Consider the following 14,014-nt stretch of genomic DNA (forward strand, 5'->3'; position numbering starts at 1 on the left):
CCCCCACCCCCACGTCCACGGAGGAATCCCGATGAGGATCTTCGACCCCCACATCCACATGACCTCCCGCACCACGGACGACTACCGGGCGATGTACGACGCCGGGGTCCGCGCGCTCGTCGAGCCCTCCTTCTGGCTCGGCCAGCCCCGCACCTCGCCCGCCAGCTTCTTCGACTACTTCGACGCCCTCCTCGGCTGGGAGCCCTTCCGCGCCTCCCAGTACGGCATCGCCCACCACTGCACGCTCGCCCTCAACCCCAAGGAGGCGAACGACCCCCGCTGCACTCCCGTCCTCGACGCCCTGCCCCGCTACCTCGTCAAGGACTCCGTCGTCGCCGTCGGTGAGATCGGCTACGACTCGATGACACCCGCCGAGGACACCGCGCTGGCCACCCAGCTCCAGCTCGCCGCCGAACACGGTCTTCCCGCACTCGTCCACACTCCGCACCGAGACAAGCTCGCCGGTCTGCACCGCACGATCGACGTCGTACGCGAATCGGACCTCGCCCCGGAGCTGGTCCTGCTCGACCACCTCAACGAGACGACCGTACGGGACGCCCTCGACAGCGGATGCTGGGCCGGCTTCTCCATCTATCCGGACACCAAGATGGACGAGGACCGCATGATCACGGTCCTGCGGAACCACGGCACCGACAGGATTCTCGTCAACTCGGCCGCCGACTGGGGAAGGAGCGACCCGCTGAAGACCCGCAAGGTGGCCGACGCCATGCTGAAGGCCGGATTCGACGAGGACGACGTCGACAAGGTGCTCTGGCGCAACCCCGTCGCCTTCTACGGGCAGAGCGGCCGACTCCAGCTGGACACAGCGGTCCCCGGCCCCCTCCACGAGGGCAACTCCATTCTCCGCGGCGGGGAGTGAGCCATGCGCTTCCGCCATCTGGACGGCTCCACCGTCCACCTCGCGTACTGCACCAACGTGCACCCCGCCGAGACCCTCGAAGGCGTCCGCGCCCAGCTGCGCGACCACTGCGAGCCCGTACGCAGACGGCTCGGGCGGGACCGGCTCGGCATCGGCCTCTGGCTGGCGAAGGACGCCGCCCGCGTCCTGATCAACGACCCCGCGGCGCTCCGTTCGCTGCGCGGCGAGCTCGAACACCGCGGCCTCGAGGTGGTCACCCTCAACGGCTTCCCCTACGAGGGCTTCGGGGCCCAGGAGGTCAAGTACCGCGTCTACACGCCGGACTGGACCGACCCCGAGCGGCTCGCCCACACCACGGACCTCGCCCGGCTGCTGGCCGCCCTGCTCCCCGACGACGTCACCGAAGGCACCGTCTCCACCCTGCCGATCGCCTGGCGGACTCCGTACGCCGACGACCCCACGGCGGCCGGAACGGCTCAGAAGGCACTCATCGCACTCGCGCAGCGCCTCGACGCCCTCGCCGAGCTGACCGGCAAATCCATCAGGATCGGCCTCGAACCCGAACCGGGCTGCACCGTGGAGACCACCGCCGACGCCATCGGCCCCCTCACCGAGGTGGGCCACGACCGCATCGGCATCTGCGTCGACACCTGTCACCTCGCCACCTCCTTCGAGGACCCGGACACCGCGCTCGACACCCTGCGCGCGGCCGGGATCCCCGTCGTCAAGTCCCAGCTCTCCGCGGCGCTGCACGCCGAACACCCGCACCTGCCCGAGGTGCGCGCCGCCCTGGGAGCCTTCGCCGAACCCCGCTTCCTGCACCAGACGCGCACGCTCACCGCCGCTGGCCTCCGTGGGACCGACGACCTCGACGAGGCGGTGACCGGCGGAGTGCTCCCCGACAGCACGCCCTGGCGCTCCCACTTCCACGTCCCCCTGCACGCACCGCCCGCGCCCCCGCTCACCTCCACACTCCCCGTGCTCCGGACGGTGCTCAACCGGCTCGTCGGCGGGCCCGCCCCCCTGACCCGGCACCTCGAAGTCGAGACGTACACCTGGCAGGCCCTTCCCGCCGAACTGCGGCCTCGCACCCGCACCCAGCTCGCCGACGGCATCGCCGCCGAACTCACCCTCGCCCGCGACCTCCTCGTCGACCTCGGACTGAAGGAGCTGCCATGACCGAACCCGGCACCAGCACGCGTCCCACCCCCCTCCTCGTCCTCGACGTCGTCGGCCTCACCCCCCAGCTGCTCCAGCACATGCCCAGCCTCCGGGCCATGGCAGGGTCCGGCGCACAGGCACCCCTCTCCACGGTCCTGCCCGCAGTCACCTGCGCCGCCCAGTCCACCTTCCTCACCGGCACCACCCCCTCCGAACACGGCATCGTGGCCAACGGCTGGTACTTCCGTGAGCTCGGCGACGTCCTCCTGTGGCGCCAGCACAACGGACTCGTCGCCGGGGACAAGCTCTGGGACGCCGCACGGCGCGTCCACCCGGGCTACACCGTCGCCAACATCTGCTGGTGGTACGCGATGGGCGCCGACACCGACTGGACCGTCACCCCCCGTCCCGTGTACTACGCCGACGGCCGCAAGGAACCCGACTGCTACACCAGGCCCCCGGCGCTGCACGACGAGCTGACCGAGAAGCTCGGCACCTTCCCCCTCTTCCACTTCTGGGGACCCGGAGCCGACCTCGTCTCCTCGCAGTGGATCATCGACGCCACCCGGCACATCCTCGCCACCCGCACCCCCGACCTGGCCCTCTGCTACCTCCCGCACCTCGACTACGACCTCCAGCGCTACGGCCCCGACGACCCCCGCTCGCATCGGGCCGCGGCCGACCTCGACCGCGCCGTGGCACCCCTGCTCGACGACGCCAGGGCCGAGGGCCGCACCGTCGTGGCCCTCTCCGAGTACGGCATCACCCGCGTCGAGCGGCCCGTCGACATCAACCGCGCCCTGCGCCGCGCCGGACTCCTCGAGGTCCACACCCAGGACGGCATGGAGTACCTCGACCCGATGGCCTCCCGTGCCTTCGCGGTCGCCGACCACCAGCTCGCCCATGTCTACGTACGCCGGCCCGAGGACCTCGAAGCGACCCGGGAAGCGCTCGCGGACCTGCCCGGCATAGCGGAACTCCTCGACGACGAGGGCAAGAAGGCCCACCACCTCGACCATCCCCGCTCCGGTGAACTCGTCGCCGTCGCGGAGAAGGACGCCTGGTTCACGTACTACTACTGGCTCGACGACGACCACGCGCCCGACTTCGCGCAGCTCGTCGAGATCCACCGCAAGCCGGGCTACGACCCCGTGGAGCTCTTCATGGACCCCCAGGACCCCTATGTCAGGGTCAAGGCGGTCTCGGCGGTCGCCCGCAAGAAGCTCGGGATGCGCTACCGCATGGCGGTCGTCCCCCTCGACCCCTCACCTGTCCGCGGCAGTCACGGCCGCCTTCCCACGAGCGACGACGAAGGTCCGCTCATCCTCTGCTCCACCCCCCACGCGTTCACCGGCCGAGTCCAGGCCACCGAAGTGAAGTCCCTGCTCCTCCAGCTTGCCGGACTGCACTGACAATCCGCCCCGCCCGCACGTTCACAGGGAGATTCGTGATCATGAGCCGCACCCCGAAGGACCCCGAGCTCGCGCGCAGACTCAGCCGCCGCAACGTCCTTGGCGTCGCCGCCGGAGCCACGGCCGCGACCCTCCTCGGCGGTGCCGCCGCCCAGGCCGCGGGCCCGCACCCCGGCCACGGAAACGAGCACGGCAGCGGCCACGGCAAGGGCCGTGCCGTCCTGCCTCCCGGCCGTCTCGGCATCCAGCTCTACAGCCTCCGCGACAAGGTCTCCACCCTCGGCTTCGCCCCCGTGTTCGCCGAGCTCGAGAGGTACGGCTACGACGAGATCGAGTTCGCCGGATACACCCAGGGCTCGGCCGGCGCCATCACCCTCGCCCAGCTCAAGAGGCTGGCCAAGGACCACGGGCTGAACCCCATCGGCAGCCACGTCGGCTACTACGACGACAACAACCCCGGTGCCTACACCTTCGCGCAGAACCTCACCAAGGTCCTCGACGAGGCGGAGGCCCTCGGCCTCAAGCACATCGGCACGGCCTCCGGCCCCTTCCGCCACGGCTCCACCGTGGACGGCTGGAAGCGTGCGGCGGAGGACTTCAACACCTACGGCGCCGCCGCACGCGAACGCGGCATGAAGTTCTACCAGCACAACCACGCGGAGGAGTTCTCCTTCGCCACCGACAAGCCGAAGGTGCGTCTCTACGACGTCCTGCTCGCCGAGACCGACCCCGACCTGGTCTACCTGGAGATGGACATCTACTGGGCGTTCTGCGCCCAGTTCCGCTTCGGCAAGCGGGCGGACGGCACACCGGCGCCCTTCAACCCCATCGACTACGTGCTCAAGCAGCCCGACCGCTACCCCCTCTTCCACGTCAAGGACGGCACCCGGAACGACGCCGCCCGCGACGGCTACGACATGACGGACGTCGGTGACGGCGACATCGACTACAAGAACTTCCTGAGCCGGGTCACCGCGCGCACCTACCGCAGTCGCACCTACCACCACTGGCAGACCGAGCACGACAACCCGGCCGAGTCGTTCGCCTTCGCCCGCAAGTCCAGCGAGCACCTGCACTCCCTCCGGGAGAGCCGCTGCGGCGACTGACGACTGATCCACACATGCGCGNNCGCGCATGTGTGGATCAGTCGGTCTCGCGGATCACGGGGGCCGGGGCCTTCACCAGTGGGTTGCCCCTCCGGTCGCGGCCGGGTGCCGCGAGGAACAGGGTGAGGAAACCCGCGAAGAACGAGATGCTGCCCGCCAGGCGAAGGCGGCCAGGACACCGGCGCGTACCTCCACCCGCCACGCTCCTCACCGCTCCACCACGCGGAGCCCTTCGGCCCGGTCGACACGATCGTCCTGGTCGACACCGAGGCCGAACTCCTCGCCGCGATGAACGCGTCGAACGGCGCCCTGGTCGCGACCCTGTCCACTGACGACCCGGCGACGTACGAGCGGCTGGTCCCGCAGATCCGGGCCTTCAAGACCGGTCACGGCACGCCGCGTTCGCGGGGTGACCGCGAGGAGCTGTTCGGCGGCTTCGGAGCCTCCTGGCGCGGGGCCTTCGTGGGCGGCGAACTGCTCGTACGTGCCGTGACCGACGGACCCGGCGACGAGAGGCTGCCGGGCAACTTCCCGGACTACCACCTCATGCCGTAGCCGGACACACCTCCTCGGTCTCCGGCGTCACCGGTGCGGCCCGGCAGCCATGACCGGGGCGACGGGGTACCGGTCGGGGCCGGTCACCGGTGCGGGTTGATGTGGGCCGACAGGAGGTGGGAGTCGAGCAGGGAGGTGTCCGCCGTTCGGTCGGCCCGCGCGAAGCCGGCCAGCATGCGCTTGGTCAGGACGAGGGCTTCGGGGGAGCGGCGGACGAGGGGCCTCGTCCAGGAGCCGACGGCCTCGTCGAGCCCGTCGAGCGGGACGGTCCTGTGCAGGATGCCGAGACGGTGAGCGGTTTCGGCGTCGAACACCTCGCAGGTCAGCATGAGTTCGCGGATCCTGGCGGCTCCGGCCTCGGAGACGAGGCGGCCCATCGCCCCTCCCCAGGCGGGGGGCAGGCCGATGCCGACCTCCGGCATGCGGAACCGGCAGGTGTCCGCGCCCACGCGCAGGTCGCAGAACGAGGCGAGCGCGAGCCCGGCACCGATCACCCGGCCGTGGAGCCTGGCGATGGTGACGGCGTGGGTGTTCTCCAGGGCCTGGCACAGGCGCTGGGCCTTGTCCGCGATGCGCCGCAGCGCGGAACCGGAGGGGTCCGCGGTGAGCGCCGCCCTGTACTCGTTCCGGTCGGCTCCCAGGCAGAAGTCCTTGCCCATGGACGAGAGGGTCAGCACGCGGATGTCAGGGCGGTCGTGCAGGTCGTCGAGCAGGAGGCGGAGGTCCTCGAGGACGGCCCCGTCCAGGGTGTCCTCCTGGTTCCAGGGGTTGAGCCGGACATGGAGTACGGGGCCGTCCTCCTCGACGCGTATCGCCTTGCGGGAGGAGTCGGTGAGGCTGCGGGCGGTTTCGTTCATATGAGAGCGACGTCCAGGTTCAGAGGGCGCCGGAACGCGACCCTGGGGGCCATCGTCGGGCGGCGTACGAGAGTGAGACGGGGCAGGCGACGGATGAGCTGACGGAGAAGGGTCTGGGCCTCCAGCCGGGCCAGCGGCGCGCCGAGGCAGTAGTGGATGCCGCCGCTGAAGGCGAGGTGGGCGGGCGGGCGCGAGGGGTCGAACACGTCGGGCTCCCTGTGTTTCGCCGGGTCCCGGTGGGCAGCCCCCACCATGAGGTGCACCATCTCGTCCTTGCGTATCTCCGTTCCGCCCAGGACGCAGTCAGCGGCGGCGACCCTGCTGATGACGTGGGTGGGCGGGTCGTAGCGCAGTGTCTCCTCCACGAACCCGGGGACCAGGTCCGGGCGGTCCGCGATCAGGTCCCAGCGCGCCGGGCTCTCGACGAGGAGGAGCGTCATGGTCGTCAGGAGGGTCGCGGTGGTTTCCAGGGCGGCCAGGAGGACGAACAGAACCAGGAAGTAGACCGCTTCGTCGGCCTTGTCGCGGTCGGGTTCCACGGAGTCCCAGGACTCTATCCAGCGGGACACGGGATCCTCGCCGGGGCGGGCGCGCCGGTCCTTCACCAGGTCCATGAAGTAGGCGCGCAGTTCGGCGGTGGCCGCGTCCGATGCCGCCAGCTGGCTCGCCGACGGAAGCAGTTCCTGGGTGAAGACCTGGTCGTGCGTCAGGTCCCGCAGGCGGGGCCAGTCGGCAGCGGGCAGCCCCAGCCAGTCGCCGATGGTGGCGATCGGCAGTTCCTCGCCGACGAGCGTCGCGAAGTCCGCCTCCCCGTCCCGCAACCGCTCCGCCAGGGTGTCCAGCAGCTGATCGGCTGTCCGGTTCACCGTCCGGCCGATCCGCTGCACCGTGGCCCGGTCGAACGTGCCGGCCGCCCGGCGCGCCCGAGTGTGGTCGGGAGGGTTGAGCGCGGCCAGCGTGTTGCTCATCTCCCGCGAGGACGGGGCGTTCCAGCGCGTGCCCGAACCCTGCCGCTCCCGCCAGCGTTTGTCGGGTTCGAGCCAGTCGCGGCTGCGTAGTACCTGATCGCAGACGGCGAAGCTCGTGACGAAGGTGCCGCCCCACGGAGCCGGGCTGACGCCGCCCCTCGACAACAGCTCCTCGTATATCGGGAACGGGTCGGCCTGCCCCCTTGCCGTCCGCAGACGCGAGAAGAGGGATGCGGACGCCCTGCGGTCGGACGACGGAGTTGTTGCTACTCCCATGATGGCGGCTCCTTTCTAGAACCAGCCGCCATGCATACCCACAAGATCGTTGAAGCATCCAATAACACAGGGGCATCAGGGGGTAACAAAAATCACTCCCCTCTCGTCCATGCCAGGAATCGGCTGAAGAGCCCCCCCTTGTGCTGTTGCGCAGCGGAACCCTGTGGCTGGGAACCATGGGATCCGGAGGGCTGACCGGCGGACGGGCCCTGCTGGGATGCTGCGCCCGGCTGCGTGTGGCCGGGGGCGGGCGCCGGCTGAGTTCGCGGGCTGAAGCGGACAGGGAGGGTCACCAGCGACCGGCTCCACGGACTCGGAGCCCAGGCGAGGGTCCTGAACGGCACGCGCATCTCGATGTCCGGCAGCCGGTTGAGCAGCGTCTCGACCGCGGTGACCGCGATCATGAACGCCGGGTCCTTGGCGGGGCACGCGTGCGGGCCCGCACCGAAGGCGAGATGGGCCTTGGCGCTGAGCTGCCGGCGGTGCTCGGTCAGTTTGGGATCGGTGTTGGCCGCGGCGAAGGAGATCAGCACGGGGTCGTTGGCCCGCAGGGTCCTGCCGCCCAGTTCGACGTCATGGACGGGGTAGTGAGCCGCGTAGTTGGCGATCGGAGCGTAGTTCCAAAGGCTCTGGGCCACCGCGTCCTCGACCGGCAGCCCGGTCTGCCATTCCTCGCCCAGGTACAGCGCGCTGCTGCTCCCGATCGTGGCGGTCAGGGGGGCTGTGCCTCCGGACAGCAGGGTCACGAGCTGGTGCAGCACCTCCTCGTCGCTCAACTGGGCCTGGTGCTCCATCAGGCGTGTCGTCAGATCGTCCGCCGGGCGGCGCCGTTTGAGGGCGATCAGCTCTGTGAGTGCCCCGCCCAGGACTTCGTCGGCGCCCGGAGTTCCCTCGAAGATGCCGCTGATCCCGGCGATCACCCGGTCACCGATCTCCGGGGGGCAGCCGAACAGGTCGCTGAAGACCAGCAGTGGCAGCGGCTGGGCGTACTCCGACATCAGCTCCGCCTGGCCGCGGGGCTCGGAACCGAAGCGGCTGATCAGGTAGTCGGCGGACTGCTGCGTCTGCCTCACGAGCTGGAGCTCGTTGACCGTGGAGAGGCTGTCGGTGACCGCCTGGCGCAGCCGGGCATGGGCCGCGCCGTCGCTGAACAGGGCGTTGGGGCGGTAGCTCATCATCGGCAGGGCCGGGCTGTCAGCCGGGACGCGGCCTTCGTTCAGCGCGTTCCAGCGGCGGGAGTCCCGGACGAAGGACGCGGGGTTCTGCAGGACGTAGAGGGCGGCGTCGTAGCTGGTGACCAGCTCGACCTCGACGTCCGGGGCGATGTCGACGGGGGCGCTCATGCCGAACGAGCGCAGATGTGCGTAGTGGCTGTCGGGGTCGGCTCCGAACGAGGGGCCGTACAGCGGGACGTTCTCGTGCGCGGGGCACCCGGGAGGTATCTCCTGCGGGTCAAGCGGCTGCTGCATGGTGCGGCGCTCCTAGCCGAGTTGGGACATGAGGTGTTCGACGAGGGTGATGAGGGCCTGCGCCGAGGTTCTTTCGTCGCGCACGTCGCACCTGGCGACGGGCGTGTCGGGGGTCAGGTTCAACGCCTCGCGGACTTCGTCGAGTGGATAGTCCGTGGTCCCCTCGAAGTGGTTGACGCCGATGGCGTACGTCAGACCGAAGCTCTCGACCAGGTCGAGGACGGGGAAGGACTCGTGCAGACGCTCGGGGTCCACGAGGACAAGCGCTCCCAGAGCGCCCCGCGACAACTCCTCCCACATCTCCTTGAAACGCTCCTGCCCGGGCGTTCCGAAGAGATAGAGGACCAGCGAGTCGCTGAGGGTGAGGCGGCCGAAGTCCATGGCCACGGTGGTCGTCTTCTTGTGAGGTGTGCCCGACAGGTCGTCGAATCCCTCGCTGGCTTCGGTGATCTCCTCCTCGGTCCGCAGCGGCTCGATCTCCGAGAGACTGCCGATGCAGGTGGTCTTCCCGACCCCGAAGTGCCCGACTATGAGGATCTTCACCGCGTGGGAGACGTCTGGATCCAGGTACACGCGTTACGCTCCGAATCGATTCTTCAGGCCTTCGAGCACGGCGCTGACCAGTTCTCTGTCGACACGCTCGGCGCGAGGTATCGGCCTCCGCACGAGGATGAGGCTGTCCTCCTCCAACTGCGCCAGCAGGATGCGCACGATGCCCAGCGGCAGGTGTGTGTGGCCGGCCACCTCGGCGACGGACAGGAAACCCTCGGTGACAAGGGCCATGACCTGGCCGGCTTCAGGGGAGAGTGTGCGTGCCGTGGCCGCTGCGTCCTGCGCCGCCATGACGAGTGTGGTGTGCTCGTACTCGTGGTCCGGGGGCAGGGCGCGTCCGTTGGTGATGACGAAGAGGGGGACTAACGAGGACGTCAGCTCCAGCTCCTGTTCGGGCTCGTCAGGCATGCGCCACCCCCTCTCCCCCCGCTGCCGACGGCGTCAGCTTCGGGATCACTTCGTGCAGGCGGGTGGTGAACTCCTCGATGTCGCAGTCATGTTCGGCGGCGGCGGCCAGGAAGGCCCCGGTACCCGCCGATATCAGGAAGATCCAGCCGTGCTGGAACTCGATGACCGTCTGCCGCCACCCGGCGTCCTCCTGGACGCCCGCGAACTGCGAAGTGACCCTGCTGTAGGCGTGGATGCCCGTCATCGCCGCGGATATCGTGTCCGCCATGTCCCTGTTCAGCCCGCTGGTGGCCCCGCGGGGCAGTCCGTCGGCGCCCAGCAGCACGGCGTGACGGGCGCCCTGCACATCGGCGATCACCTGGTCGAGATCGGCGAGCACGAAGCCCGAATCGCCCGAGCCCCCGCGCCGGGCCGTCCCGGTGTTCCGCGTACCGGCGTCATCCTCGGAGTTCACCCTGGGGGGCGAGGTGAGGTTGTTTCCCAGCCGGGCCACAAGGCGGTGCATGCGGAAGGAGATCTGCTGCATGTCCACATCGGGTGCCGCGGCAGCGGCCAGGTAGGCACCCTGCCCCGCTCCGATCAGGAAGCTCCATCCGTGGGAGAACTCGATGATCGTCTGACTCCACTGCCGGTCCGTCTCCGGTCCGGCGAAGTGGGCCGTGGCACGGCTGAGCGACTGCATCCCGGCCATGGCGGCGGAGATGGTACGCACATCCTTCTCGGCCAGGCCCTCAGTGGCCCCACGGGGAAGTCCGTCCGCGGACAACAGGACGGCGTGCCGTGCCCGGGGCACGTTCTGCACGATGTCCTCGAGCATCCACGACAGGTCTGTGGTCATGCGTCTTCGGACCCTTCGGGCGACGTGGTGTCGAGATTGCGGCCTGACAGAGTGCCGCGCTGGAAAGCCCCCAGGCTGCGTCCGGAGGAACGGCCGGTCCTCTCGGGCGCCGGGGGCGCCGACGGTGCCGGCGGCGTGGCCACCGGACCCGGCACGCTGGCGATGGGCGCCTGGCGCGCTCCGCGCTTCGGCAGGCCGTGAGTCGTGCGCGCGGTCCCGCTCTGCGACCGGCCCTCCGCACGCAGAATGCTGCTCACGGGCGCCTCCTGGGCGGGCGGTGTCTCCTCCATGGTCCACAGCTCCTCGGGCAGCAGTACGACGGCCCGGACGCCGCCGTACCGGGAGACTCCGGTGACATCCACCTTGAAGCCGTACTGACGAGCGATCAGGCCGATCACGGGGAAGCCGAACTTGGGCTGGTTCCCGAGCTGCGAAAGGCGGGGGACGACATCGCCGGACAGCAGCTCGGTCGCCCGCTGGCGGTCCTCGTCGTTCATGCCGACACCGGCGTCGTCGATGACGATGCACAGATTGCTCTGTGCCCGCTGGAACGTCACCTCGATCGGGGCGTCGTGCTGGGAGAAGCTGGCAGCGTTGTCAAGGAGTTCGGCGACCGCGAGTGCTACGGGCGCGACGGCCGACGCCTTCAGCGCGAGGGCGGTCTGCTGCATGACGGAGACCCGGTGGAAGTTGCGGATCTGCCCCTGGGCGCTGCGCACCACGTCGTAGACGCTGGCGGGCCTGTTGCGGCGGCCGAGCGGAGCACCGCACATGACCGCGATGCCCTGCGCCTTGCGGGCCATCTGCGCGTTGGCGTGGTTCACCTCGAGCAGATCGCTGAGCACGGCGTGGCCGCCGTACTTGCGCTGGACGCTGTCCAGGAGTGTCGTCTGCTCCGCCGCGAGACTCTGCAGGAAGCTGGCCGCGCCCTTGAGGACCGCCTTGGTGTTCTCCTCCGCGGCTTCCTTGGCCTCCCGGAGCGTCCCGTCCTGTTCGCTCCTGAAACGCTGCAGTTCGGCGCGGGAGAGGTGGAGGTGACTGTCGGATGTGTGCAGCTGGCGCCTCAGCTCGGCCTCGGACTGCTGCTTCTTCGCCCCTAGGGCTCTGTTGCGGGCGGCGAGTGCCACGACGGCGGCAACGGCTATCACCGTCACCGCAACCATGCACCACACGAGTGTGTCTTGCTTCATGGAAACCTTTCCCGGCGCAGGCGGACGGCGACGGACATACCTTCCGAGGACCCGCGACACAGCCACTCGGGCTGCCAGGCCGCTATTAGGTGGAGAGCAGGCCGCCGATCGCAAATCAGCATCTGAATCCAGTGGATCAAGATCACAGATGCCGGGATGCTATCACCGTGCCGCACGCCCACCGGAGGCAGGGAGTCCGGGGTGCGCATGCGGCAACACGGCGCCGCAAGACCCGTGTTGAGGAACTCGTTGGCCCCGTCGGGGTGCGAATCGTCAGTATCCCCGGTCTGGAGCAGGCCGATGTCCTGCACGTCATGGCCACCACCCGGCGCGGCACCGTCGTCACCCGCGGGGCCTCGGGCCCTCCCGTTCACGATGTGTTTCCCAACCCGTCACGGAGGAAGTGGGAACGCCGCTCGTGCGGGGCCGGGCGCATGGCCGCAGTTCCCCGGTGTCCGCCGGCCCGAGGAGACTCCTCCTGCGCCACCTGTCGTCCCGTCAGGGCACGCCGGAGCGACTGGTCCGGAGCGGAACACCGTCGCGGTACCGGTCACGCCGGTCAGCCGATCCCCTGACGGTCCGGGCGCAGCGCGAACGCCCGCCCGGCTGCCCCGGGCACCGTGCGTTCCACCGCCTCCACCAGGAGCGCACGGTGTCTGTGCAGCGGTTCTCGCCGCTCCTCGGGCGCGAGCAGCAACAGGTCGTCGAGCCCGGCCAGCATCCGCCGCGTGACTTGGGGACTAGCGGCCGCGCACCACCGGATCTCCTCGAAGGCGAGGTCCACGAGATCCGTCCACCCAGGCACCTCCTGAACGAGCCGTACGTCGCCCCGACGGTCCCGGTGGTGCAGCGTGGCGAGCGGCAGCCGGACAGCGACGGAGAGGAACTGCACGATCCGGTCGAGGCACTGCACCGCGGTGGTCGGATCGTGCACGGACGGCGACAGGGCGCGCAGCGCGATGTCCGCCAACTGCCGCAGGCCGAACGCCGGATCCTGGTGCAGTGTGCGCTCGACTCCGACCGACAGGGTGTGCCCCAGCGAGTGCGGGGGCGGGGCGGCCCCGCCGTGCACGGCGAGCACCGGTGTCCCCCGCACGACGAAGTCCCCGACCCGGGGCACCAGCCGCAGCACGACCCCGTGCCGTCGGGCCGCCCGCACCAGCCGGGCCACCGCCACGTCCCGCAGTACCCCCGTCCGCCCCTGGTGTGCGACGTGCACCGCGCCGGTCCCGGGCGGCTGTTCGTCCGCGGCCCCACCCGGCTGCCGCGCCAGCGAGCGCAGCGACTCACGGGTGATGTGGTCGAGGACGGGCCCGACCTGCATCAGACGCAGGGTGGCCGAGACGTAGGCGACGAACAGCAGCAGGCTGAGGCCGACCAGGCCGAGAGTCAGCAGGCTCTGCAGCAGGGGCGCCGACGTCACCCGGCGGGGGTCCGGCTCCGCCCCGCCCTCGTACGAGGTCAGGACGAGGAGGGAGAACGCGAAGGTCGTCAGGAACACCGTCAGCGTGAGCTTGCTGATCCTGCTCCGCACGAAGATCCGGACGACGCGCGGGGTGAGCTGTCCGCTCGCCATCTGCACGGCCACCAGCGAGATGCTGAAGACCACACCGATGAACGTCATCATCGCGGCGCTGACCGTGGTGACGATCGTCCGGGCGTCCACGGCGAAGGAGAGGAGATCGCCGAGCTCCGCGTACGCCCCCTCCTCCTTCAGGTGCGCGACGATCCTGGTGTCCAGATCGGAGAGGACCCACCACAGGACGAAGACGCACACCAGGCCCGCGGTCGGCGCGAACCAGAACGTGTCGCGCAGCCGCTCGCGCAGTGAGGTCAGTGCGGGGGGCGGCCGGTGGACGCGCTCGGTCCCGCCGCTCTTGCCATCCATGCCCGCGAAGGTAGCCCGTCGCGACACCGCGTACGCGGCACGCCACGGTGCGTAAGAGCGTCGCAGTCAGTCGCGCCCGACGGTGCCCGCACCCCACTGACCACCGAAAACGCAGGTGAGAGGTACCCCGAACCCCTGGTATTGTTTTCTCTGTCGCCACGGGGAACACCCCGGGACGACAGACACCTTGTCCGGGTGGCGGAATGGCAGACGCGCTAGCTTGAGGTGCTAGTGCCCTTTATCGGGCGTGGGGGTTCAAGTCCCCCCTCGGACACCAGCGAAGACCCCAGTTGATCTGGGGTCTTCTTGCGTTCCCCGGGTGCCCACCGCTTCCACCCGCTTCGGCCCCGCATCACGATCCGGTCTCTTCCGGCCTCCAGGTACTTGTTTTCAGCCGTGTAATCGATTCCAATCACCCATGTAATCGATTCCACGGCTTGATCCGATGGTCTCG

At 69.7% G+C, this 14,014-nt stretch carries 12 protein-coding genes, 1 tRNA gene and 2 pseudogenes; 7 read left to right on the plus strand and 8 right to left on the minus strand.

Translation table 11 applies throughout. The features are described from left to right. Window positions 1–31: 31 nt before the first annotated feature. From BFF76_RS07695 to BFF76_RS07715, 5 genes and pseudogenes are all read left to right on the plus strand, one after another. Complete coding sequence (locus tag BFF76_RS07695; RefSeq protein ID WP_065847715.1) at window positions 32–880, plus strand: TatD family hydrolase; 849 nt, start codon at window positions 32–34, stop codon at window positions 878–880. A gap of 3 nt (window positions 881–883) precedes the next feature. Then, a complete protein-coding gene (eboE, locus tag BFF76_RS07700) occupies window positions 884–2,059 on the plus strand; it encodes a metabolite traffic protein EboE (RefSeq protein ID WP_065847717.1) in 1,176 nt (391 codons plus the stop codon). After that, a complete protein-coding gene (locus BFF76_RS07705; RefSeq protein ID WP_065847719.1) occupies window positions 2,056–3,453 on the plus strand; it encodes an alkaline phosphatase family protein in 1,398 nt (465 codons plus the stop codon). Before eboE ends, BFF76_RS07705 begins: the two co-directional genes overlap by 4 nt. 41 nt (window positions 3,454–3,494) lie before the next feature. Beyond that, a complete protein-coding gene (locus BFF76_RS07710; protein ID WP_065847751.1) occupies window positions 3,495–4,559 on the plus strand; it encodes a sugar phosphate isomerase/epimerase family protein in 1,065 nt (354 codons plus the stop codon). 168 nt (window positions 4,560–4,727) lie between these two features. Beyond that, window positions 4,728–5,114: pseudogene (locus BFF76_RS07715) on the plus strand (aldehyde dehydrogenase family protein); the annotation flags it as partial. Window positions 5,115–5,197: 83 nt separating this feature from the next. On the opposite strand, the gene BFF76_RS07720 reads toward BFF76_RS07715, so the two are convergent. The 7 genes from BFF76_RS07720 to BFF76_RS07750 all read right to left on the minus strand — a co-directional run bounded on the left by BFF76_RS07720 (window position 5,198) and on the right by BFF76_RS07750 (window position 11,672). Then, window positions 5,198–5,971 carry an enoyl-CoA hydratase/isomerase family protein gene (locus BFF76_RS07720; protein ID WP_065847723.1) on the minus strand — a complete coding sequence of 258 codons (774 nt, stop codon included), beginning with the start codon at window positions 5,969–5,971 and terminating at the stop codon, window positions 5,198–5,200. Then, a complete protein-coding gene (locus BFF76_RS07725) occupies window positions 5,968–7,215 on the minus strand; it encodes a cytochrome P450 (protein ID WP_065847725.1) in 1,248 nt (415 codons plus the stop codon). Before BFF76_RS07725 ends, BFF76_RS07720 begins: the two co-directional genes overlap by 4 nt. 92 nt (window positions 7,216–7,307) lie before the next feature. After that, complete coding sequence (locus tag BFF76_RS07730; RefSeq protein WP_065847727.1) at window positions 7,308–8,684, minus strand: cytochrome P450 family protein; 1,377 nt, start codon at window positions 8,682–8,684, stop codon at window positions 7,308–7,310. A gap of 12 nt (window positions 8,685–8,696) precedes the next feature. Further along, window positions 8,697–9,257 carry a GTP-binding protein gene (locus BFF76_RS07735; RefSeq protein WP_031089853.1) on the minus strand — a complete coding sequence of 187 codons (561 nt, stop codon included), beginning with the start codon at window positions 9,255–9,257 and terminating at the stop codon, window positions 8,697–8,699. Window positions 9,258–9,260: 3 nt separating this feature from the next. Beyond that, complete coding sequence (locus BFF76_RS07740; protein ID WP_065847729.1) at window positions 9,261–9,644, minus strand: DUF742 domain-containing protein; 384 nt, start codon at window positions 9,642–9,644, stop codon at window positions 9,261–9,263. Further along, entirely contained in the window at window positions 9,637–10,482 is an 846-nt protein-coding gene (locus tag BFF76_RS07745) for a roadblock/LC7 domain-containing protein (protein ID WP_031089858.1), read from the minus strand. The genes BFF76_RS07740 and BFF76_RS07745 overlap by 8 nt, the downstream gene beginning before the upstream one ends. After that, window positions 10,479–11,672, minus strand: a complete 1,194-nt coding sequence (locus BFF76_RS07750) for an ATP-binding protein (RefSeq protein ID WP_031089860.1) — start codon at window positions 11,670–11,672, stop codon at window positions 10,479–10,481. Before BFF76_RS07750 ends, BFF76_RS07745 begins: the two co-directional genes overlap by 4 nt. A gap of 287 nt (window positions 11,673–11,959) precedes the next feature. Between BFF76_RS07750 and BFF76_RS33600 the strand changes: the two are divergent. Next, window positions 11,960–12,103, plus strand: a pseudogene (locus BFF76_RS33600) (IS701 family transposase); the annotation flags it as partial. A 128-nt stretch (window positions 12,104–12,231) separates the two neighbouring features. Here the strand turns inward: BFF76_RS33600 and BFF76_RS07760 are convergent. Further along, on the minus strand, window positions 12,232–13,560 hold the full coding sequence (locus BFF76_RS07760; RefSeq protein WP_065847733.1) for a DUF2254 domain-containing protein: 1,329 nt from the start codon (window positions 13,558–13,560) through the stop codon (window positions 12,232–12,234). Window positions 13,561–13,749: 189 nt separating this feature from the next. Here BFF76_RS07760 and BFF76_RS07765 point away from each other — a divergent pair. After that, window positions 13,750–13,837: transfer RNA gene (locus tag BFF76_RS07765), tRNA-Leu, on the plus strand. Window positions 13,838–14,014: the final 177 nt, after the last annotated feature.

The organism is Streptomyces mutomycini (genome assembly GCF_001700505.1).
Taxonomy (GTDB): domain Bacteria; phylum Actinomycetota; class Actinomycetes; order Streptomycetales; family Streptomycetaceae; genus Streptomyces; species Streptomyces mutomycini.